Annotated in this window: 20 protein-coding genes; 8 read left to right on the forward strand and 12 right to left on the reverse strand. The window is 59.5% G+C overall.

The genetic code is table 11. The annotated features are described in order from the left end of the window. Positions 1-23: 23 nt before the first annotated feature. The 5 genes from ppx to SB725_RS01905 all read right to left on the reverse strand — a co-directional run bounded on the left by ppx (position 24) and on the right by SB725_RS01905 (position 4,605). Complete coding sequence (gene ppx / locus SB725_RS01885; protein WP_027926439.1) at positions 24-1,526, reverse strand: exopolyphosphatase; 1,503 nt, start codon at positions 1,524-1,526, stop codon at positions 24-26. A 232-nt stretch (positions 1,527-1,758) separates the two neighbouring features. Continuing rightward, a complete protein-coding gene (locus tag SB725_RS01890) occupies positions 1,759-2,496 on the reverse strand; it encodes an amino acid ABC transporter ATP-binding protein (protein ID WP_027926440.1) in 738 nt (245 codons plus the stop codon). Beyond that, complete coding sequence (locus SB725_RS01895) at positions 2,483-3,133, reverse strand: amino acid ABC transporter permease (protein WP_027926441.1); 651 nt, start codon at positions 3,131-3,133, stop codon at positions 2,483-2,485. Before SB725_RS01895 ends, SB725_RS01890 begins: the two co-directional genes overlap by 14 nt. Beyond that, positions 3,130-3,798: an amino acid ABC transporter permease gene (locus SB725_RS01900; RefSeq protein WP_027926442.1), complete on the reverse strand. Its 669-nt coding sequence runs from the start codon at positions 3,796-3,798 to the stop codon at positions 3,130-3,132. The genes SB725_RS01895 and SB725_RS01900 overlap by 4 nt, the downstream gene beginning before the upstream one ends. Before the next feature lie 21 nt (positions 3,799-3,819). After that, the gene (locus tag SB725_RS01905) at positions 3,820-4,605 is read right to left on the reverse strand and encodes a transporter substrate-binding domain-containing protein (RefSeq protein ID WP_027926443.1); all 786 of its coding nucleotides are present in this window, start codon (positions 4,603-4,605) and stop codon (positions 3,820-3,822) included. A 256-nt stretch (positions 4,606-4,861) separates the two neighbouring features. On the opposite strand from SB725_RS01905, the gene SB725_RS01910 reads away from it, so the two are divergent. From SB725_RS01910 to SB725_RS01935, 6 genes are all read left to right on the forward strand, one after another. Further along, positions 4,862-5,569: a FadR/GntR family transcriptional regulator gene (locus tag SB725_RS01910; RefSeq protein WP_027926444.1), complete on the forward strand. Its 708-nt coding sequence runs from the start codon at positions 4,862-4,864 to the stop codon at positions 5,567-5,569. 120 nt (positions 5,570-5,689) lie between these two features. After that, positions 5,690-6,019: a thioredoxin TrxA gene (trxA, locus tag SB725_RS01915; protein ID WP_003206727.1), complete on the forward strand. Its 330-nt coding sequence runs from the start codon at positions 5,690-5,692 to the stop codon at positions 6,017-6,019. A 247-nt stretch (positions 6,020-6,266) separates the two neighbouring features. Then, positions 6,267-7,526, forward strand: coding sequence for a transcription termination factor Rho (gene rho, locus SB725_RS01920; RefSeq protein ID WP_007942421.1), 1,260 nt, complete (start codon positions 6,267-6,269; stop codon positions 7,524-7,526). 148 nt (positions 7,527-7,674) lie between these two features. Beyond that, a complete protein-coding gene (locus SB725_RS01925) occupies positions 7,675-9,678 on the forward strand; it encodes an acyltransferase family protein (protein ID WP_410921196.1) in 2,004 nt (667 codons plus the stop codon). A 69-nt stretch (positions 9,679-9,747) separates the two neighbouring features. Continuing rightward, positions 9,748-11,214 carry a 4-hydroxy-3-polyprenylbenzoate decarboxylase gene (gene ubiD, locus SB725_RS01930; RefSeq protein WP_007942423.1) on the forward strand — a complete coding sequence of 489 codons (1,467 nt, stop codon included), beginning with the start codon at positions 9,748-9,750 and terminating at the stop codon, positions 11,212-11,214. Then, entirely contained in the window at positions 11,214-12,182 is a 969-nt protein-coding gene (locus SB725_RS01935; RefSeq protein WP_059181982.1) for a CDP-6-deoxy-delta-3,4-glucoseen reductase, read from the forward strand. The genes ubiD and SB725_RS01935 overlap by 1 nt, the downstream gene beginning before the upstream one ends. 14 nt (positions 12,183-12,196) lie before the next feature. Here the strand turns inward: SB725_RS01935 and SB725_RS01940 are convergent, their stop codons facing one another. Next, positions 12,197-12,673, reverse strand: coding sequence for a hypothetical protein (locus tag SB725_RS01940; RefSeq protein ID WP_027926447.1), 477 nt, complete (start codon positions 12,671-12,673; stop codon positions 12,197-12,199). Between the two features lie 298 nt (positions 12,674-12,971). Between SB725_RS01940 and SB725_RS01945 the strand changes: the two genes are divergently transcribed. Then, positions 12,972-13,640: a gamma-glutamylcyclotransferase gene (locus SB725_RS01945; protein ID WP_027926448.1), complete on the forward strand. Its 669-nt coding sequence runs from the start codon at positions 12,972-12,974 to the stop codon at positions 13,638-13,640. Here the strand turns inward: SB725_RS01945 and glpT are convergent. Further along, a complete protein-coding gene (gene glpT / locus SB725_RS01950) occupies positions 13,616-14,965 on the reverse strand; it encodes a glycerol-3-phosphate transporter (RefSeq protein ID WP_027926449.1) in 1,350 nt (449 codons plus the stop codon). The two genes, SB725_RS01945 and glpT, sit on opposite strands and share 25 nt — an antisense overlap. Positions 14,966-15,365: 400 nt before the next feature. Further along, positions 15,366-16,343 carry an NADPH:quinone oxidoreductase family protein gene (locus tag SB725_RS01955; RefSeq protein ID WP_027926450.1) on the reverse strand — a complete coding sequence of 326 codons (978 nt, stop codon included), beginning with the start codon at positions 16,341-16,343 and terminating at the stop codon, positions 15,366-15,368. A 150-nt stretch (positions 16,344-16,493) separates the two neighbouring features. Here SB725_RS01955 and SB725_RS01960 point away from each other — a divergent pair, with 150 nt between their 5' ends. Next, positions 16,494-16,901, forward strand: coding sequence for a flagellar basal body-associated protein FliL (locus SB725_RS01960; protein ID WP_027926451.1), 408 nt, complete (start codon positions 16,494-16,496; stop codon positions 16,899-16,901). A 129-nt stretch (positions 16,902-17,030) separates the two neighbouring features. Here the strand turns inward: SB725_RS01960 and SB725_RS01965 are convergent, their stop codons facing one another. The 4 genes from SB725_RS01965 to SB725_RS01980 all read right to left on the reverse strand — a co-directional run bounded on the left by SB725_RS01965 (position 17,031) and on the right by SB725_RS01980 (position 22,416). Next, positions 17,031-18,149 (reverse strand): ABC transporter permease, encoded by a 1,119-nt coding sequence (locus SB725_RS01965; protein ID WP_027926452.1) that lies wholly within the window; start codon positions 18,147-18,149, stop codon positions 17,031-17,033. Next, a complete protein-coding gene (rbbA, locus tag SB725_RS01970; protein WP_059181983.1) occupies positions 18,149-20,872 on the reverse strand; it encodes a ribosome-associated ATPase/putative transporter RbbA in 2,724 nt (907 codons plus the stop codon). The genes SB725_RS01965 and rbbA overlap by 1 nt, the downstream gene beginning before the upstream one ends. Then, positions 20,869-21,834, reverse strand: coding sequence for an HlyD family secretion protein (locus SB725_RS01975; protein ID WP_059181984.1), 966 nt, complete (start codon positions 21,832-21,834; stop codon positions 20,869-20,871). Before SB725_RS01975 ends, rbbA begins: the two co-directional genes overlap by 4 nt. A 132-nt stretch (positions 21,835-21,966) precedes the next feature. Next, positions 21,967-22,416 (reverse strand): EVE domain-containing protein, encoded by a 450-nt coding sequence (locus tag SB725_RS01980; protein ID WP_027926455.1) that lies wholly within the window; start codon positions 22,414-22,416, stop codon positions 21,967-21,969. Positions 22,417-22,482: the final 66 nt, after the last annotated feature.

Raw genomic sequence — 22,482 nt, forward strand, 5'->3', positions numbered from 1 at the left:
CCCTTTTTACGTTTAGCGGGTTTTCAGCGGGCGTTCAGGACAATGTCGACGCGGGTGAGCCATTCCGCTTCGATGGCGAAGTCGGCCTGGGTCAGTTGGTTTTCGTCCAGCCATTGGTCCGGGAACACCACCTCCAGGCTGTTGCCATTGGCGTGCAGTTCCACTTGAGGCATTTGCTGGGTGCCGCGGATGTGATGGAACAGGATCGCAAAGCGCAGCAGCACGCACAGGCGAATCAGCTTGATGCCGTCATCACCGAACTCGGCGAATTTGTCCTTGGGAATGTTGCGTCGGTGGCCGCGCACCAGCAGTGCGAGCATTTGCTGGTCCTCGCGGGAGAACCCGGCGAGGTCAGAGTGCTCGATCAGGTAGGCGCCATGCTTGTGGTACTGATAGTGAGCAATGTCCAGGCCCACTTCGTGGACCTTGGCGGCCCAGCCCAGCAGTTCGCGCCAGACACCGTCATCCAGGTCCCAATCCTTGGCCACTTGATCGAAGGCGTGTAGGGCCTTGCGCTCGACCCGCGCCGCTTGTTCCAGGTCGACGTGATAACGCTCCATCAGCGAGCTGAGCGTGCGCTCACGGACGTCTTCGTGGTGATGACGGCCCAGTAGATCATAGAGCACGCCTTCACGCAGGGCGCCTTCGCAGTGGTCCATACGCTGAAGTTCGAGGGCGTCGAAAATTGCCTCGAGGATTGCCAAACCCGCCGGGAAAATCGCCCGGCGGTCGGGCTTGATACCGTCAAAGTCGATTTTCTCGACGTCGCCGAGCTTGATCAGTTTGCGTTTGAGCCAGGCCAGGCCCTCAGCATTCACCTCGCCCGTGCCGTGGCCGCCGGCCTTCAGCGCCAGGCCGATGGCGCGGATGGTGCCCGAGGAGCCGATGGCTTCATCCCAGGTCAGGCGGTGCAGGGCGTGCTCGATGCTCATGATCTCCAGCCGTGCCGCGGTGTACGCCTGGGCGTAACGGGCCGGGGTGATCTTGCCGTCCTTGAAATAGCGCTGGGTGTAGCTGACGCAGCCCATTTGCAGGCTTTCGCGCAACAGCGGCTCGAAGCGCTGGCCAATGATGAACTCGGTACTGCCGCCGCCGATGTCGGCCACCAGGCGTTTGCCCGGGGTGTCGGCGAGGGTGTGGGACACGCCGAGGTAAATCAGGCGCGCTTCTTCACGGCCGGAGATGACTTCCACCGGATGGCCGAGGATGTCTTCGGCGCGGCGGATAAATTCGGCGCGGTTACGGGCCTCGCGCAGGGCGTTGGTGCCGACGATCCGCACGGCGCCCGTGGGCATGCCGTTGATCAGTTGGGCAAAGCGCTTGAGGCAGTCGAGCCCGCGTTGCATGGATTCTTCGTTGAGATGGCGCTCTTCGTCGATGCCGGCGGCCAGCTGAACCTTCTCCCCGAGACGCTCGAGAATACGGATTTCGCCGTTCTGGGCCTTGGCCACGACCATGTGAAAGCTGTTGGAGCCCAGGTCGATTGCGGCGATCAGGGACAGATTCTTGGCTTGGGATTGCGGCATGGTCAGGGGGTCTCGGTCGATAACCTCGACATCGTGCCACGATCAAAGGCTGGCGCCAACGCGTAGGAGCTGCCGAAGGCTGCGATCTTTTATCGCGGGGGCATTCGTGGCGTTGCAGATGGCCTCTTCGCGGGCGAGCCCGCTCCCACAGGTTTTTGCGTCGAGCACATGATCGCGTTCCAACAGAGAACCCTGTGGGAGCGGGCTTGCCCGCGAAGGCCCTGAATATTCTTCAGCCTGCCGCTTCCACCGTCCCTATGAAATTCGCCAGCTCCGCCGTCTGCGGATTGGCAAACAGCACTTTCGGATCCCCCACCTCATGCACCTTGCCCTGATGCATGAACACCAACTTGTCCCCTACCTCCCGGGCAAAGCGCATTTCGTGGGTGACCATGATCAGCGTCATCCCATCCCTGGCCAGTTGCCGAACCACACTCAGCACTTCATTGACCAGTTCAGGGTCCAGTGCCGAGGTAATTTCATCGCACAGCAACACCTTGGGCGACATCGCCAGCGCCCGTGCAATGGCCACCCGCTGTTGCTGCCCGCCGGACAGCCGGTCAGGGAAGGCGTCAAACTTTTCGCCCAGCCCGACACGTTCCAGCATCTGCCGCGCCAGCTCGGTTGCTTTGGCTTTCGGTACTTTCTGCACCACCTGTGGCGCGAGCATGACGTTCTCGCCCACGGTCAGGTGCGGGAACAGGTTGAATTGCTGGAACACCATGCCGACTTTCTGCCGCAAGCTGCGCAAGTCCGCGCGGGCGGCGTCGAGGTATTCGCCGTCGACTTCGATCACGCCATCGTTGATCGACTCCAGGCCGTTCAATGTGCGCAACAATGTGGATTTGCCCGAGCCGCTACGGCCGATGATCGCCACCACCTGGCCTTCCTCGACGCTCAGGTCGATGCCTTTGAGCACATGGTGATCGCCATAATATTTATGCAGGGCGGAAATTCTAAGCAGAGGCATGCAGTCTCCTTTCCAGGTAGCGCGCGCTGAGGGACAAGGGGTAGCAGAGCAGGAAGTAGCCGAGGGCAACCAGGCCATACACCATGAAGGGTTCGAAGGTGGCGTTGGCGAGCATGCCGCCGGTCTTGGTCAGTTCGGTGAAACCGATGATGGAGGTCACGGCGGTGCCCTTGACCACTTGCACCGAAAACCCCACGGTCGGCGCCACGGCGATCCGCAGCGCTTGCGGCAGGATCACGTAACGCAGTTGCTCCAACGGATTGAGCGCCAGGCTTGATGATGCTTCCCACTGGCCGTTGGGGATCGAGTCGACGCAACCGCGCCAGATTTCCGCCAGATAGGCGCTGGTGAACAGCGTCAGGGCCAGCGCCGCCGCCATCCATGGCGAAATGTCCACACCGGCCAAGGCGACGCCGAAGAACACCAGGAACAGCTGCATCAACAGCGGCGTGCCCTGGAACAACTCGATGTACGTGCGGGCGATGTTACGCGGCAGGGCTTTTTTCGAAATGCGCATGACCATGATCAGCAAACCGATCAAGCCGCCGCCGATAAATGCCACCAGCGACAGCGCCAGGGTCCATTGCAGGCCCGTGAGCAAGTTGCGCACGACGTCCCAAAAGGTGAAATCACTCATTGGCTGCTCCTGGCGATGTAGCGGCGCCCGATCCAGTTCAGTAACTGGCGGATCACGAGCGCCATGCACAGGTAGAGCAGGGTGGTCAGGGCATAGGTTTCAAAGGCGCGGAAGTTGCGCGATTGAATGAAGTTGGCGGCGAAACTCAACTCTTCTGTCGCGATCTGCGAGCAGACGGCCGAACCCAGCATGACGATGATGATCTGGCTGCTCAGCGCCGGCCAGACTTTGCCCAGGGCTGGCAGCAAGACGACGTGGCGGAACGCTTCGAAGCGGTTCATCGCCAAGGCGGCTGCGGCTTCAAGCTGCCCACGGGGAATCGCCTGGATGCCGGCACGGATGATCTCGGTGGAATAGGCGCCCAGGTTGATCACCATCGCCAGCACGGCGGCCTGCCATTCAGAAATCTGCACACCCAGGGAGGGCAATCCGAAAAAGATGAAAAACAACTGCACCAGAAACGGGGTGTTGCGGATCAGCTCGACGTAAACCCCGAAAATCGTCGAGAACGGGCGAATATTCCACGCCCGTACCAGCGCGCCGACGATGCCCAGACTGACGCCGAGCACAGCGCCAATGGCCGTCAACTCAAGGGTGAACAGCGCACCGCGCAGCAACAGGTCGGTGTTTTGCACCACCGGCAGAAAGTCGAACTGATAAGCCATGCTCAGTCTCCTTGGCGAAAATCAGAGATCGGCCGGCAACGGTTCTTTCAGCCAGGTCCGGGAGTTTTTCTCCAGTGCGCCATCCGTCCTGGCGGTGGCGAGGATCTGGTTGACCTTGCCCAACAGCGCCGGCTCGTTCTTGTTCACACCCACGTAGACCGGCGAATCCTTGAGCTTCACTTTCAATGCGGGCACACGTTTCGGGCTTTTCTCGCTGATCGCCACCATCACCACGTTGCCGCTGGCGATCAGGTCAACCTGGCCGGCGAGGTAGGCGGCGATGGTCGAGTTGTTGTCTTCGAAGCGCTTGATGGTCACGCCTTCGGGGGCCACCTTGGTCAGTTCGATGTCTTCGATGGCGCCACGGGTGACGCTGACGGTTTTACCCTTGAGGTCGTCCAGGCTTTTGATATCAGCGTCTGGCGGACCGAACACGGCGAGGTAGAACGGCGCGTAGGCGCTGGAGAAGTCGATGACTTTCTCGCGCTCGGGGTTCTTGCCGAGGCTGGAGATCACCAGGTCCACCTTGCCGGTGGTCAGGAACGGGATACGGTTAGTGCTGTTGACCGGGGTCAGTTCGAGTTTGACCTTGAGCTCATCGGCCAGCAGTTTTGCGGTATCGATGTCCAGGCCGCGCGGTTTCATGTCCGGGCCGACCGAGCCGAATGGCGGGAAGTCCTGTGGCACGGCGACTTTGAGAATGCCGCGTTTGACCACATCCTCCAGACCGTCGGCGTGGGCGGGCGCCTGGCTCAGCATCAGGCTGGCAAACAGGGCGGCAAGGAGGGCGCTGTAACGCTGGGTCATGGCAAATCTCCGGATCGGCGAAAAGTGAATGCTGCGGATCGACAGAGCACGGGCCATGCCAAGAGTCGGTTTCAGGGGGCGCAGGCCGCGGGTTTACTGGCGTCGATCGGTCTTACTGGTCTGAACAGTCAACTTGTGTTTCGCACCCCGATAGCGCACCGCCGGAAACGGCCGAACCCCCATGGGGCACGACTTGCCGGGCGTCGCGATTAGCTTTACAACTGAGCACTCATTGGCCTGGCTTGTTTGAAAAACCATGAATTCGATCTCCCGCGCCGTTCCTGAAGTGGCCCTGCAGGCCATCCGCAAACTGATCACCGAGCAAGGCTTCGGGCCAGGCGATGCCTTGCCCTCGCAACGGGACCTGGCGGTGCAGTTGGGGGTCAGTCGCGCGTCATTGCGTGAGGCGTTGTCGTCGCTGAGTGCGCTGGGCGTGATCAGTATCCAGCCAGGCAAAGGTGTGTTCGTGCAGGCGCCGGTGGACCTGTCGGGTGACGAGGCGGCGGTGAGCTGGCCGTTCGCTGCCCAGGCCTCACCACTGGATATCTTCCAGTTGCGTTATGCCCTTGAGGGGTTTGCCGCCGGTTTGGCGGCCATTACCTTGAGCACACAAGAGCTCGATGCGCTGGAAGACAATGTCGCAGCCATGCGCCGGGAATTGAAGGCCGGCGACTTCGAGGCGGCGGCGCGGCTGGATTTCGAGTTTCACCGGCGCATCCTGCTGGCCAGCGGCAATCAGGCGATGCTGAGCATCCTGACCGCCAGCGCCGAGATCTTTCTGGAGAGCCAGAAGCTACCGTTCATCCGGGCTGAGCGGGCCATGGAAACCTGGCAAGAGCATCGCAAAATTCTCCGCGCGCTGACTCGACGGGCCTCTGGCGCTGCGCAGAAGGCGATGCACGAACATGTACGAAACGCGGCGCTGCGTACAGGTATTGCCTTCGTCGCTCCCGCCACCTCATGACTTGAGCTATACCCAAACTCATGGACCACCATAGCGAGACTCAATCATCTGCACCTTCCTGAACGAGGGAAGGGCGGCTATGATGGGCCACGTTTTTTTGCTTACAACCTGGAGACTTCCATGAGCAGCGATCTTATCAAACACGTTAGCGACGCTAGCTTCGAGGCCGACGTACTCAAGGCCGAAGGCGCTGTACTGGTCGACTACTGGGCTGAATGGTGCGGCCCATGCAAAATGATCGCTCCTGTTCTGGACGAGATTGCTGAAACCTACAAAGGCAAGCTGACCGTTGCCAAGCTGAACATCGACGAAAACCAGGAAACCCCGGCCAAGCATGGCGTGCGTGGTATCCCGACGCTGATGCTGTTCAAGAACGGCAACGTTGAAGCGACCAAGGTCGGCGCACTGTCCAAGTCGCAACTGGCTGCCTTCCTCGACGCCAACATCTAAGCGTTGATCAAAGCGTCATCAAAAAGGCCCCGCACATTGCGGGGCCTTTTCGTTATTCAGGGCTAGACGCTCCGAAACTCAGGTGGTACATTCGGCCCCGCACTGGTTTCTCCATTGCCCCCTGCTAGCCGTCGCCGACGCACTCCTTTTCGAATAAGTACGCGATCCTGTCGCCTTCTCTGCGGCGCGGCCTCATTAAGCCAAAAGCTTAATTTCCCCCCTCCATAAATGATTACGTCATTCCTATATGAATCTGACTGAACTCAAGCAAAAGCCGATTACCGAACTGCTCGAATTGGCCGAACAGATGGGCATAGAAAATATGGCCCGTTCGCGCAAGCAGGACGTGATTTTCTCCCTGCTCAAAAAGCACGCTAAAAGCGGCGAGGAAATCTCCGGTGATGGCGTGCTGGAGATTCTCCAGGACGGCTTCGGCTTCCTGCGCTCCGCTGACGCTTCCTATCTCGCCGGCCCGGACGATATCTACGTCTCGCCGAGCCAGATCCGCCGTTTCAACTTGCGCACCGGTGACACCATCGTTGGCAAGATCCGCCCTCCAAAGGAAGGCGAGCGTTATTTCGCGCTGCTCAAGGTCGACACGATCAACTACGATCGTCCCGAGAACGCGAAAAACAAGATTCTCTTCGAGAACCTGACCCCGCTGTTCCCGACTGTGCGCATGAAGATGGAAGCCGGCAACGGTTCCACCGAAGACCTGACCGGTCGTGTCATCGACCTGTGCGCCCCGATCGGCAAAGGCCAGCGCGGTCTGATCGTTGCACCGCCGAAAGCCGGTAAAACCATCATGCTGCAGAACATCGCAGCGAACATCGCCCGTAACAATCCTGAAGTTCACCTGATCGTGCTGCTGATCGACGAACGTCCGGAAGAAGTAACCGAAATGCAGCGCACCGTGCGCGGCGAAGTGGTTGCCTCGACGTTCGATGAGCCGCCAACCCGCCACGTGCAGGTTGCCGAAATGGTGATCGAGAAGGCCAAGCGCCTGGTCGAACACAAGAAAGACGTGGTGATCCTGCTCGACTCCATCACCCGTCTGGCTCGCGCCTACAACACCGTGATCCCGAGCTCCGGCAAAGTGCTCACCGGTGGTGTCGATGCCCACGCCCTGGAGAAACCGAAACGTTTCTTCGGCGCCGCGCGGAACATCGAAGAAGGCGGTTCGCTCACCATCATCGCCACCGCGCTGGTTGAAACCGGCTCGAAGATGGACGAAGTGATCTACGAAGAATTCAAAGGCACCGGCAACATGGAACTGCCTCTGGACCGTCGTATCGCTGAAAAACGCGTCTTCCCGGCTATCAACATCAACCGTTCCGGCACCCGCCGCGAAGAGTTGCTGACGGCCGACGACGAGTTGCAGCGCATGTGGATCCTGCGCAAGCTGCTGCACCCGATGGACGAAATCGCTGCCATCGAGTTCCTGGTCGACAAGCTGAAAACGACCAAGACCAACGACGAGTTCTTCTTGTCGATGAAGCGTAAGTAAAACGGTTTTTTTAACCGCTAAAAAATGGCGTCCTTCGGGGCGCCATTTTTTTTGCAAAAAAAAGGGAGGTTTGCGACTGCGATTTGTCAGTACAGAAGCGAATTGGGCCTGCGACCCAAACAACTTCAACTGACTGGCATTCCTGTTTATGAGCACACTTGCTTACCGAAGGGACATCGACGGCTTGCGCGCAATCGCGGTGATTGCGGTGGTGCTGTTCCATTTTGGTGTTCCTGGCTTCACCGGCGGCTTCGTCGGCGTCGACATATTCTTTGTGATTTCCGGCTATCTCATCACCTCGATCATCTGGAATCAGCGCCAGGCCGGGCGCTTCAGCTTTGTGGATTTCTGGGCACGTCGTGCGCGGCGGATCCTGCCGGCGCTGTTCGTGATGATTCTCGCGGTGCTGGCGGTGGGCTGGTTTCTGATGGCGCCCAAGGATTACGAAGAGCTTGGCCGCTCGGTGCGTTACCAGGTGATGTTCGTTTCCAACCTCCTGTTTATGCGTCAGGACGGTTATTTTGATGTCGCTTCCGACCTCAAGCCGTTGTTGCACACGTGGTCGCTGGCGGTTGAAGAGCAGTTCTATATTGTCTTCCCGCTGCTGCTGACGGTGCTGTCGAGTCGCCTCAAGCATTGGCGACTGGCGCTGTTCGGCGTGTTGCTGGTGTCGTTCGGGCTCAGCGTCTGGGCCGTGGCACATCATCCCGAGAAAGCCTTTTTCCTGCTGCCGATGCGCGCCTGGGAGTTGTTGGCCGGTGCCATGTTGGCGGTTGCGCCAAGAACCGGTTGGCGTCTGACCTCTACGGGCGCGCAAGTGGTGAGCCTGGCCGGCTCCGCTCTGATTCTGCTGGCCGTGTTCTGCTATGACAAAAGCACACCGTTCCCAGGCGCAGCCGCGTTGCTGCCGACGCTGGGTGTGGTGGCGTTGATCTGGGCCAACGGTCATCGGCAAACGCTGGTCGGTGCCTTGCTCGCCAGCCGTGTGTTGGTCGGGCTCGGGCTGATTTCCTATTCCTGGTACCTGTGGCACTGGCCGGTATTTGTCTTTGCCAGCTATGCCAGTGTCGATGAGCCAGGCCCGTTCGATATTTCGGGGTTGATTCTGCTCAGTCTGGTGTTGGGTTATCTGTCGTGGCGGTTCGTCGAAACGCCGTTGCGCGAGCGGCGATTGTTGGCGGGGCGTCGGCAGATTCTGCTCGCGGCGGCGTGTGGTGTGCTGGTGCTGGGGCTGGCCGGACAGACGTTGCGCTGGACCGATGGTTTGCCCGTGCGCCTGCCCGACCAGGCCCTGCAATACGCCAAAGGGAAAGAATGGCGCCCGGAACTGATGCGCTGCCTGGCCAACGACCAAACCCCTGACGAAAAGCTGTTTTGTCATTACGGGACGTCCACGCCGACCGCATCAAAAGCGCTGGTCTGGGGCGACAGTCATGCCACGGCGTTGATTCCGGTATTCGACGACGGCGCGCAAAAACACGGGGTCAGCGTGATACTCGCCAGTTCCCCTGGCTGCATTCCGGTTGAAGGGCTGGAACACGAGCTACAGTGTGCCCGCTTCAACCGTCGGGTCGAGCGGGCCTTGAAGCCACAATCGGTGGGCGATGTCGTGCTGGTCGCACGCTGGAGCCTGTACCTCTATGGCGATGTGAAAGGCGACCTCGGGTTTGTGCTGCGCGATTCCAGCGGCCGTTATGACCGGGCGATCGCCGAGCAACGCCTGGCCGAAGGGTTGCAGGCAACCGTCCGGCAACTGCGCAATGGCGGGCATCGCGTCTGGCTGGTCAAGGAGGCGCCGCTGCAACAGTTCAGTCCGCCTTACCGCCTCAGCCGCCTGGCGATGTTGCATCGTCCAACCGATGACGTTGGGTTGCCGGTGACCGAGCACTTCAAGCGTCAGGCTTTCATCAGCCAGTTGTTCGCGCAAATAGCGGCCACCAATCCGGGCGTGACCGTGGTCGATCCGGCACCGCTGCTGTGTAATGACGAAGGTCTTTGCCGCGCCGAACTCGACGGTCATTCGCTGTACACCGACGACAATCACCTGTCCGAGGTCGGGGCTCGCTTCATCGCGCCGGCACTTGAGCCGTTGTTCAGGCGCTTGCAAGCCCGGGCAACACTCGGCAATGGCAACTCAAATGCGGTCAGGTAATCAGCGATAAGCTGCCAGCGGACGGCAGAGCAGGTAGGATGTACGCCTATTTTAGGGGTGCCATCGTCAATGAAATTCAAGGACCTTCGGGATTTCGTGCAGCAGCTTGAGCAGCGCGGAGAGTTGAAACGCATCCAGATCCCCGTCTCTCCAGTGCTGGAGATGACCGAAGTCTGTGATCGCACACTGCGGGCCAAAGGCCCGGCGCTGCTGTTCGAGAACCCGACCGGCTACGACATTCCGGTGCTCGGCAACCTGTTCGGCACCCCCGAGCGGGTCGCCATGGGCATGGGCGCCGAGGCGGTCAGCGAGCTGCGCGAAATCGGCAAGCTGCTGGCGTTCCTCAAGGAGCCCGAGCCGCCGAAGGGCCTGAAAGACGCCTGGTCGAAGTTGCCGATCTTCCGCAAGATCATCGCCATGGCGCCGAAAGTCGTCAAAGACGCGGTGTGCCAGGAAGTGGTCATCGAAGGCGACGACGTCGATCTGGCGATGCTCCCCGTGCAAACCTGCTGGCCGGGCGACGTCGGTCCGCTGATCACCTGGGGCCTGACCGTCACCAAAGGTCCGAACAAGGACCGCCAGAACCTCGGCATCTACCGTCAGCAAGTGATTGGCCGCAACAAGGTCATCATGCGCTGGTTGAGCCACCGTGGCGGCGCGCTGGATTACCGCGAATGGTGTGAAAAGCATCCCGGCCAGCCGTTCCCGGTGTCTGTGGCGTTGGGCGCTGACCCGGCGACCATCCTCGGTGCCGTGACGCCGGTGCCGGACAGCCTCTCCGAATACGCCTTCGCCGGTCTGCTGCGCGGCAACCGAACCGAGCTGGTGAAGTGCCGTGGCAACGACCTGCAAGTTCCGGCGACTGCCGAGATCATCCTCGAAGGCGTGATCCATCCGGGCGAAATGGCCGATGAAGGCCCGTACGGCGACCACACCGGTTATTACAACGAAGTCGACAGCTTCCCGGTGTTCACCGTCGAGCGCATCACCCACCGGATCAAGCCGATCTATCACAGCACCTACACCGGCCGTCCGCCGGATGAGCCGGCGATTCTCGGCGTGGCGCTGAACGAAGTGTTCGTGCCGATCCTGCAGAAACAGTTCCCGGAAATCACCGATTTCTACCTGCCACCCGAAGGCTGCTCGTACCGCATGGCCATCGTGACCATGAAGAAGTCGTATCCGGGGCACGCCAAGCGGGTAATGCTCGGTGTCTGGTCGTTTTTGCGACAGTTCATGTACACCAAGTTCGTTATCGTCACCGATGACGACATCAACGCGCGGGACTGGAACGACGTGATCTGGGCCATCACCACGCGCATGGACCCCAAGCGCGACACGGTGATGATCGACAACACGCCGATCGACTACCTCGACTTCGCCTCGCCGGTCTCAGGCCTGGGCTCGAAAATGGGCCTGGATGCCACGCATAAATGGCCGGGCGAAACCACTCGCGAGTGGGGCCGGGTGATCGTCAAGGACGACGCCGTGACCCAACGGATCGATGCCATCTGGAATCAGTTAGGAATAGATTGATGCGTGTAACCTTGCAGCCCTCCGGAGCGGTGCTGGATATTCTGCCCGGCGAGCGGATTCTCGATGGTGCGCGGCGCCTGGGCTATGAATGCCCGCAAAGCTGCCGCAACGGCAATTGCCACGTGTGCGCGGCGTTGCTGGTGGAAGGGCGGGTCGAACAAAGCGGCAATGTGCACGACCATGGCGAGTTCTACACTTGCATAGCAGAGCCGCTGGAAGACTGCATTTTGCTGTGGGATGGCGTGCTTGCGCTGGGAGAACTGCCGGTGCGCAGCGTGTCGTGTCAGGTCATTGAATGCAGGGACGTCGGCGGCGATACCTGGCGTGTGCGTCTGCGCGCGCCGGCCGGCAAGCCACCGCGCTATCACGCAGGTCAGTATTTGATGATCGAACGTGAGAATGGCGAAAAGTCCGCGTTCTCGCTGGCCTCGGCTCCCCATGGCGGGCGCGATCTGGAAATTCATGTGCTGGCACGCGAAAGCAGTGCGCTGAGCCTGATCGAGCAGCTGCAACGCAATCGGATGGTGCGAGTCGAACTGCCCTTCGGCGATACCCATCTCGCGGAATTGCCGGATGGCCCGTTGGTACTGATCGCCGCTGGCACGGGCATGGGCCAGATCCACAGTCTGATCGAACACTGCCGCGCCAGCGGCTTCAAGCACCCGGTGCACCTGTACTGGGGCGTGCGTCGTCCTGAAGACTTTTACGAGATCGAGCATTGGGATGAATGGTTGAAGCTGCCCAATCTGTTCCTGCACAGGGTCGTCAGTGATCAGTGCGGTTGGCAGGGGCGCTGCGGGATGCTGCATGAGGCGGTGTGTGAGGATTTCCCGGACCTCAAAGCCTTGCATGTCTACGCCAGCGGCTCACCGGCCATGGTCTACGGCACGCTGGATGCGTTGGTGGAAGCCGGGATGGATGCTCATCAAATGCGTGCGGATGTGTTTGCGTATGCGCCAAGATCCTAGGCCATTGTGGCGTGTCAGAAGCGCACGCCAGTCGTCACCATGGCGGCGTTGAAGCCGAGCAACACCAGTTCGGCCGCCAGCGGTCCGTAATGCGCGCCGAGTGAGGGGATGATCACCGGCGCCACCCCGAAGTGATTCAATGGGATCTTGTCCTGATACTTGCCGCTGTAACCCTCCAGGAGACCACCGGTAAGTTTTATATACACCGGATAGTTGGCGCTCTCGTATCGTTTGCCCGCATAGGCGTAATAAGACCGCTGGCTGAACGAGTTGCGAAAAGTGGCGCCGCCCAACACCCAGCCTGACGGGGCCTCACGTTCAAGGCCAATCAGGTCCTGATTGTTATTGTGCTCGGGGTCGGGCGAATAGTGTTTGGTGTAAACACTGGTCTGCAGATACCAGGAGCCGGTGTCCTTGGGGGGTGTCTCGGCAGCCAGTGAAAGCGGCGCCAAGAGCATTGCCAGTAGTCCGTAAATCCACGGTTTTTTCATCATTCAGTCTCTTGTGATAGCCGTCAGCGTACGAGCAGGCGGAAAATCAGAAGAGGATGTAGGAGGAGTCTGGCAGTAGCGTTCTATCTGATCGAGCCTATGGCTTATGTATATTTCATTCTGGTATTTAGAATATTGCCAAGATTACCTTAGGGTATATGAACAGTTCCTGAACCCTTCTGTTGTTTATTGGGCATACGTCCTTTAGCACTTTTCGTTTCACCATTACTGCTATATGTTCTATAACGTTAATGTTGCTTACATTTTGCAATACTCGCAGGGCCGAAACTCCATTGCCATGAATGCCGTTGAATCTGCTTTTTTGAATCTGGCTTACCCTCCGCGGCTCGATCTGGGGCCGCAACTCACGCACGAACAATTACTCTGCTCCATGCAGTCAACCATGGCGCGCCACAAGGGCGGGCCGGTCTGGTTGTTCGCTTACGGTTCGCTGATCTGGCGTCCTGAATGCGCCGCGGTAGAACGCAAGCGCGGCCGGGTGCATGGTTACCATCGCGGTTTGTACCTGTGGTCCCACGAACATCGCGGCACGCCCGAAGTGCCAGGCCTGGTGTTTGGTCTGGATCGTGGCGGTTCTTGCAGCGGCTTCGCTTATCGCTTGCCCGAAGAACAACTTGAAGCCTCACTTTATGCGCTGTGGCAACGTGAAATGCCATTCCCGTCCTATCGCCCACACTGGCTCAACTGCCGTCTTGAAGACGGAAGCCAGGTTCAGGCATTGGGGTTTGTATTGGAGCGCCACCTGCCCAGCTATGCCGGCAACTTGCCGGATCACGTGCTGAGCCAGGTGTTTGAAAACGCTTGCGGGCGCTACGGCACCACTCGCGATTATGTCGAGCAGACCGCCCACGCCCTGCGTAGCCACGCCATGCCGGACCGAAATCTGGAGGCGCGACTCAAACGCTGCAAATCAAAATCCGATCAGGCGATCGCTTCGCGGGTCTGACTGGCGACGTTCTTGTGGCCCAGCGTGGGCGCCAGGAACGCCATCGCCAGCAGGCAGGCCACCACCAGCAGAATGAAGCCGCCATCCCAGCCAAAATAGTCCACGGTGTAGCCCATCAAGGCACTGGCCGCGACTGAACCACCCAGGTAACCGAACAGACCGGTAAAGCCCGCGGCAGTACCGGCAGCTTTCTTCGGCACCAGTTCCAGCGCTTGCAAGCCGACCAGCATCACCGGGCCGTAGATCAGGAAGCCGATGGCGAACAGCGAGATCATGTCGATCATCGGGTTACCGGGCGGGTTCAGCCAGTACACGATCGTCGCGACGGTCACCAACGCCATGAACACCATGCCGGTCAGGCCACGGTTGCCACGGAAGATCTTGTCCGACATCCAGCCGCACAGCAGCGTGCCCGGAATACCGGCCCACTCGTACAGGAAGTAAGCCCACGAGGTCTTGTCGAAGTCGAAGTGCTTGACCTCTTTGAGGTAGGTCGGCGCCCAGTCGAGGATGCCGTAGCGCAGCAGGTAGACGAAAACGTTGGCCAGGGCGATGAACCAGAGCATTTTGTTGCGCAGCACGTATTTGACGAAGATGTCCTTGGCGCTGAATTCTTCTTCGTGGCTGGCGTCGTAGCCGTCGGGGTAATCGTTTTTGTATTTCTCGATCGGCGGCAGGCCGGTCGATTGCGGTGTATCGCGCATCACAATGAAGGCAAACACGGCGACCAGCAGCGCCACGGCGGCGGGTACATAGAATTTGCTGTGCCAGTCGTTGAACCAGCCCATGCCGAGGATCGCCAACGGACCGATCAAACCGCCGCCCACGTTATGCGCGGTGTTCCACACCGACACCACTTGACCGCGTTCTTTCTGCGACCACCAGTGCACCATGGTCCGGCCACTTGGCGGCCAACCCATGCCTTGTGCCCAGCCGTTGATGAACAACAGGATGAACATCATGGTTACGCTGGACGTTGCCCAAGGTGCGAAACCGAACACGAACATGACCCCGGCGGAGACCACCAGGCCGAAGGGCAGGAAGTAACGCGGGTTGGAGCGGTCGGACACGATACCCATCAAAAACTTGGACAGGCCGTAGGCGATGGCAATCGCCGACATGGCCACGCCCAGTTGACCCTTTGTGTAGCCTTGGGCAATCAGGTCCGGAAACGCCAGGGTGAAGTTCTTGCGCAGCAGGTAGTAACCCGCGTAGCCAATGAATATCCCGGCAAAGATCTGCCAGCGAAGGCGTTTGTACGTGTCATCGATTTGTTCGTCAGGCAATGGAGCCTGATGTGCGGCAGGGCGAAAGAAAGCAAACATTCAAGAGCTCCAGATTTCTTGTTTTGACTGCGGATGCGAATGTTACAGTTTCGTTACCGAAAATAGCACCGGTTCGCATTAGCAAAACAGCGGAAATGTGGGCAATCGAGTGTTCCTTTATGAACATGTCGCACAGGTATAAGTGAAGGGCGGTGTGGGAAATGTCTTTTGCAGGCGTTAACGACGCATTTCAGTCCGGGTAGGACGAGGCTTTGGGAAATGTCCTGCGGTGGAATGGGACGTCGCGGCGTTCTGCAGGAAAGGCATTTAGAATCGTCAGGGAATGCCGGGCGAGTCCGATGCGCAGGTATGTGAGCTTGCTGCCGGAGGACGTTCGGACGTTGCTTTAGTCCCGGCCAATAAAAATGCGGTCTGGACACTCCAGACCGCATGTTCCGGCTCAGCGAACCTGAACCACGACTTTCCCGACCGCCTTGCGCTGGCCGAGATCATTGATCGCCTGCGCCGCATTGCTCAGCGGATACACCTGCGACACCAACGGTTTCAACTTGCCCTCGGCAAACCAGCCAAACAGTTGCTGGAAGTTCGCCGCGTTGTCTTGCGGCTGGCGCTGGGCAAACGAACCCCAGAACACACCCACCACGGCCGCACCTTTGAGCAGCGCGAGGTTGACCGGGAATTCCGGAATGCGTCCGCTGGCGAAACCGACCACCAACAGGCGGCCGTTCCAGGCGATGGCGCGCACGGCCTGGTCAAACAGGTCGCCGCCAACCGGGTCGTAGATCACGTCGGCGCCCTGGCCATCGGTCAGGCGCTTGATCTCGTCCTTGAGGCTGGTTTCGCTGTAGTTGATCAGTTCGTCAGCACCGGCCGCCTTGGCCACGGCAAGTTTTTCAGCGCTGCTGGCGGCGGCAATCACGCGGGCGCCCATGGCTTTGCCGATTTCCACGGCGGCCAGGCCTACGCCGCCGGAAGCGCCGAGAACCAGCAAAGTTTCGCCCGGTTGCAGGTTTGCCCGTTGCTTGAGCGCGTGCATCGACGTGCCGTAGGTCATGCTGAAGGCGGCCGCGGTGTTGAAATCCATCGAGGATGGAATAGGCAGCACGTTGTAGCCTGGCACGGCGACCTGTTCGGCAAAGCTGCCCCAGCCAGTCAGGGCCATGACGCGATCGCCGACCTTGAGGTGGCTGACCTTTTCGCCCACCGCGCTGACCACGCCGGCCGCTTCACCGCCCGGTGAAAACGGGAAGGGCGGTTTGAACTGGTATTTGCCCTCGATGATCAGCGTGTCCGGGAAATTCACCCCGGCGGCGTGCACGTCCAGCAGGATTTCATTCTTTTTCGCAACAGGACTGGCGACGTCTTCCAGCACCAGCGATTCGGCAGGGCCGAAGGCTTTGCACAGCACGGCTTTCATCAGGGCTATTCCTTTGGGAGTGATGGCCGATAAGTGTAGGTGTGTGAGTCGATGGGTCAACGAGCATGCCCGACCCTGATAGTCAGCCATAAGCTTGTGCTTGAGCGGCGGGTCGTTATGCTAGGCCGCAAACCGGATAAGGAGCGAATTGTGAAAGCGTGGATCATGTTGTTGCTGGCCCTGTCTCTGCCTGTGGCAGCGATGGCCGAAGAAGCCAAAGAAGGTGAAGCTCCGAAGGTCAATTACATCACCCTGAGCCCGCCGTTCGTGGGTAACTACGGGCTGGACGGTACGCCCAAGCTCAAGGTCTACAAGGCTGATGTGGCCTTGCGCGTGACCGGTGATGACGCCACCAAAGCGGTGAAGGCCAACGAACCGTTGATCCGCAATCAGCTGGTGGCGTTGTTTGCACAGCAGACTGCCGAGACGATGAGCAACGTCGAAGCCAAGGAAAAACTGCGCCAGGAAGCCCTGAAGCAGACTCAGCAAGTGATGAACGACGAAACCGGCAAGCCGGTGGTTGAAGATTTGTTGTTCAACAACCTCATCATTCAATAAGTCATTCGTTGTCCGGGCTGGCCTCATCGTCGGAACGCCGCCCGGAGCAGGTTCGTTCTCACATTGGTTTTGTGAACGCCACATCTCCAATGTGTGCGGGCTTGCTCACGAAGGGGGCGACTCGGCCCCTCAGGACGCGAGACTCTTGCGAAACCGCATCAGCGCTATCGCAAAGAACAGCATCCCTATGGCAGTGAGCGCGAGCAAGTCCGGCCAGACCACGCTCAACCCGGCGTCGCGAAACAAAATGGCGGCGCTCAGGCTGACAAAATGCGTTGATGGCGAGCCCTGCATCACCCATTGCAGCCATTGCGGCATGCTGTCCAGCGGTGTGCTGCCGCCGGATAACAGCAACATCGGGATAATCACCGGAATGGCCAGCAGTCCGAATTGCGGCGTCGAGCGAGCCAGGGTGGCGAGAAAGATCCCCAGTGCGGTACTGGCGAACAGATAGACCGCCGTCACCAGCAAAAACAAACTCAGGGAGCCGGCCAGCGGCACACCGAGCGCGCCTTTGACTATCACCTCAAGCGACAGCCAGGTGCACAGCACCACCACCAGCATGTTGCTCCATATTTTCGCCAGCATGATTTCCAGCGCCGTCAGCGGTAGCACCAACAGGTGGTCGAGGGTGCCGTGTTCCCGTTCACGCAGCAGTGCTGTGCCGGTCAGAATGATGGCGAGGATCGTGATGTTGTTGACGATTTGAATCACCGCCAGAAACCAGCCGCCTTCCAGATTGCTGTTGAACAGGGAGCGGGTGGTCAACATTACGGGCGCTTTGCTCGCCACATCGCTTTGACCGCTGTAGGTCAACAACTCGCGCTGGAAAATTCGCCCTATATACCCCGCGCCCATGAATGCCTGGCTCATGGCGGTGGCGTCGACATTGACTTGCACGGCAGGCTGACGACCGGCCAGCAGGTCGGTCTGAAAGTTTGCCGGCACATTGATGACAAATGTGTACTTGCCACTGTCCATGACCTGGTCCAGTTGCCCGTACGGCAACAAGACCGGCCGTTGGAATTCCGGAGGTTGCAGCGCCTGCGCCAGTTGTCGCGACACAAGGCTGTGATCTTCATCCACGATTGCCACGCTGGCGTTATGTACGCCAATTACCGAGCCCGCAGCCGGCATGTAGATCGCCACCGTAAAGGCGTAAAAAAGAAACAGCAGCAGCACGCTGTCGTGTCGCAGGCTTGTCAGTTCCTTGAGACCCAGGCGCAGAATGTGCGCAAACTTGTGCATCAGGCCTCCTGCTTTTTCAGCATGACCAGGCTGAGCCCGGTGAACCCGAGGAAGAATCCGCACAGCGCCAGGCATTGCGGCCAAAGCTGGCGTATATCCAGAGCCTTCGTGAAAGTGCCTACAGCGATATCAAGGAAGTGCCCGGCCGGAAACAGCATCCCCATTGTGGCGGCAGCGCCTTCGAGGGAGGAACGAGGCACGATCAGGCCGGAAAACTGGATGGTGGGCAGGCTGGTAATGATCATGGTGCCGAGGATGGCGGCGATCTGGGTTCGGGTGAAGGCCGAAATCAACAAACCCATGCTGGTTGTCGCCAATACATAGAGCAGCCCGCCGAAGGCCAGGGTCAGGAAACTGCCCTTGAACGGCACACCAAACAGCCATCGGTTCATCGCGACCAGCACTGCAAGGTTGATCAGGCTGACTGCCAGATAGGGCGCCTGTTTGCCCAACAGGAACTCGAGTCGAGTCAGCGGTGTGGCGTAGAAGTTGGTGATCGAACCCAGTTCTTTCTCCCGCACGATGCCCAGCGCCGTGAGCATGGCCGGGATGAACGCCAGAATCAGCGCCATGACGCCGGGCCCGATGGCGTTGACGCTGACCACGTCCTGGTTGTAGCGGAAGCGGGTTTCCAGTCGGGCGGCAGCTGGCCGGCTCAACGCCGGGCTGCTTTGTTCGGCCAGTTGTTCGATATTGGCCTGGTGCACCGCCTCGACGTAGTTGCGGCTTGTCTCGGCGCGAAACGGCATACCGCCATCGAGCCAGGCCGCCACGGCAGGTTGGCGTCCGGCGTACAGATCCCGGCCAAAACCGGGAGGCACCTCAAGTGCCAGTTTGATTTCAGAGCGCTGAAGGCGACGATGCAGTTCTTTGGCGTCCTGGATGGGCGCTTGCTCGTCGAAGTACCGAGAGCCGCGGAAGGCCTCCAGGTACGCGCGACTCTGTGGTGTCTGATCCTGATCGTAGACAGCGAACGCGAGCTTCTCGACGTCCAGGGAAATGCCATAACCGAAGATCACCATCATGAAGATGGCCCCGAGCAGGGCAAACGCCATCCGCACTTTGTCACGCAGCAGTTCCTTGCCCTCACGACTGGCCACCGCCATCAGGCGGCCGGGACTGAAACCGCGATCCTTCAGGGGCGTGGCCGGCGTGACAGGCGCATTTGCAGGCTCTGCCGGTTTGGGTGGTTCGCAGGTGCCTTGGGCTTGCTCCAGGCAGGTGACGAACGCAGCTTCCAGCGTCTCACCTTTGAATTGTTGTTGAAGGGCTGCCGGTGTATCGCAAGCCAGTACCTTGCCGGCATGCATCAACGAGATGCGATCGCAGCGTTGGGCTTCGTTCATGAAATGGGTAGAGAGGAAGATGGTCACACCTTGCTCTCGGGACAACTCGATCAGTAGTCGCCAAAAATCGTCCCGTGCCGCCGGGTCTACACCGGAGGTCGGTTCGTCGAGAATCAAGACTTCCGGCCGATGCAGCACCGCTACCGCCAGGGACAGGCGTTGGCGCAAGCCCAATGGCAATGCTGCGGACTGCTGTTCGCACACGCTGCCCAGATTGAAACGCTGGATCAGCTCTTCGATGCGTTGTGCGCTGTCGACTTTAGGCAAATCGAACAGCCGTGCATGCAGCTCCAGGTTCTGCCGCACACTGAGTTCGCCATACAGCGAAAAGCTCTGCGACATGAACCCGACGCGTTTGCGGGTGGCCAAATCCTTGGCATCCACCGGATTGCCCAGCAGCGTGGCGCTGCCTTCGCTGGCCGGTATCAGCCCGGTCAGGACTTTCATTGTGGTGGTTTTGCCGCAGCCGTTGGACCCGAGGAAGCCAAAGATTTCGCCACGACCGATGGCGAAGCTGACCTTGTCTACGGCAGTGAAGTCGCCGAAGCGCAGGGTCAGATCGTGGGCCTCGATGGCGATATCGGTGGCGGTGCCGGTTCCCGGTGGAATCACCAGAGGCTGCGGGTCATGGCTGCCGTCGCCCTGATAATGGGTGAAGGCTTCGTCGAGTTTGCCGCTCGTTGTTACAGCCCGTAATTCCTTGGTCAACCCAGTGGCAATCAGCTTGCCGCCATCAAGCATCAGGCAATGTTCGAACTGCTCGGCTTCCTCCATATAGGCGGTGGCGACCAATAACGTCAGTTGTGGACGCTGGCGCCGCACATCGTCAACCAGCTCCCAGAACCGCCGACGGGATAACGGATCGACGCCGGTTGTCGGTTCATCGAGGATCAACAGGTCCGGTTCATGGATCAGCGCACAACACAGGCCCAGCTTCTGTTTCATGCCACCGGACAATTTGCCTGCCGGTCGATCGGCGAAGTGCAACAGGTCGGTGGCCAGTAACAGATTGTGCATACGCTGATTGCATTCGGCTTTTGACAGCCCAAACAAGGTGGCGAAAAACTGAATGTTCTCGCTGATCGACAACTCAGGGTAAAGGTTGCCGCCCAGGCCTTGGGGCATGAAGGCAATACGCGCGTAGAGGGTGTTGCGATGGCGGCGGTCCTGGATCGCCCCGTCGAGTACATTCAGTTGCCCTTGCTGCAGCTTTTTCACGCCGGCGATCAGTCCCAGCAGACTCGATTTGCCGGCCCCATCGGGACCAATCAACCCACACCGGGTTCCGGCGGGCAGGCTGAATGTGATGTCATTCAGCGCCTGATATGTGCCGTAACGATGTTCGATTGCGCAAGCTTGAACCGCCAGGCTGGTCATTGCAGATTAGCCGGCCAGCCAACAGGGGCGGTGCGCACATAACCGGCGCCGGGCATGCCGGGTTTGGCCTGGGGCATGGTCCCGGGATCAGTCAAACGTAACTTGACCCGAAACACGAGTTTTTGCCGCTCATCGCGGGTCTCGACTTCTTTGGGGGTGAACTGCGACTTGGCCGCGACAAAGCTGACCTTCGCCGGCAGCGGGCGGTCGGGCAGGGCATCAAGCAAAATTCGCGCTTCATCGCCCACCGCCAGGCGTCCGGTCACGGAGGTCGGCAGGTAGAGGTTCATGTATTGATCGTTCGGGTCGATCAGCACTAATACGCGTCCGCCCGCACCGAGCACTTCGCCCGGTTCGGCCATGCGCAGCTGGATCACTCCGTCGATAGGGGCTCGCAAACTGCTGTCGTCGATTTCACTGTTCAACTGCGCGACTTGCGCTTGCGCAGCGCCAATGGCAGCACCGACCGCAGACTCTTGTGCGCGGGCCGCTGCAACGGCGGCATTGCCCGTGCCAATACGCGCCTGCTGCTGATCGATGATCTGACCGCTCACGAAACCGTGTTTGAACAGCGTCTCGGAACGACTGAGTTCCTGTTGGGCGAGCAGTTGCTCGCTCAGGCGTAATTGCACGTTGGCTTGTGCGGCGGTGAGGTTCTCCCGGGCGCGCAATACTTCGGCTTCGGCCTGGTTGCGTTGGGCTTCAAGGGTACGGGTGTCCATGCGGGCCAGCAGTTGGCCTTTGCTGACCTTGTCGCCTTCATCGACGAGTACTTCGGCCAGTCGCCCGGGTGTTTTGCTGGCGATCTGTACTTCGGTGGCTTCGAGGCGGCCATTGCCGACATACAAGCCTTCGGGCAAGCGGTCATGCATCGACTTCCAGTAGCCAAAGCCCCCGGCGCCCAGCAGCAGTATCACTAAAGCACTGGCAAACAATATTGAAGAGCGACTGTGCGTAGACATGCGGGCATCCTGCGGCTGTTGCGTCCTAGTCTGGTTGATCGAACGCCGGGGCGAGTTGATACCAGTCAACTGAGGACCAAGCCTAACGCTATTGAGCGCAGAAAAGAGGATGACCGGGTGGTTCTGCCCGATTTAACGTAAATCGAGTACCGCTGCCCATTGCTCGGCCGTCACCGGCATCACCGACAATCTCGACCCCTTCTGCACCAGTGGCATCTCGGCCAACGCCGCTTGCTGCTTCAAATAATCCAGCTTCAACACCTTGGCAAACGTCTCGACATGCTCGACATCAATTGCGCTCCAGGCGTTTTTCTCGGCGCTGGCCTTTGGATCGTAGTAATGACTCTCCGGCTCCAGCGCCGTCGGGTCCGGATACGCCGCTTCGACAATTTTTCCAATGCCGGCAATTCCCGGCTCCGGGCAGCTGGAGTGATAGAAGAAAAACGCGTCACCGACCGCCATGGCGCGCAAAAAATTACGCGCCTGATAGTTACGAACCCCGTCCCAGCGCGCTCGGCCAAGTTTCTCCAGACCTTTGATCGAGAGTTCGTCGGGCTCGGACTTCATCAGCCAATAGGCCATGGATTTTGCTCCTTGCGAGGTGAGTGGACAGGTTGTCAGGCAATTTTATGACAAACCGACAGTCGG

Origin of the sequence: Pseudomonas sp. SIMBA_041, from assembly GCF_046535095.1 — a bacterium.
Taxonomy (GTDB): domain Bacteria; phylum Pseudomonadota; class Gammaproteobacteria; order Pseudomonadales; family Pseudomonadaceae; genus Aquipseudomonas; species Aquipseudomonas mucoides.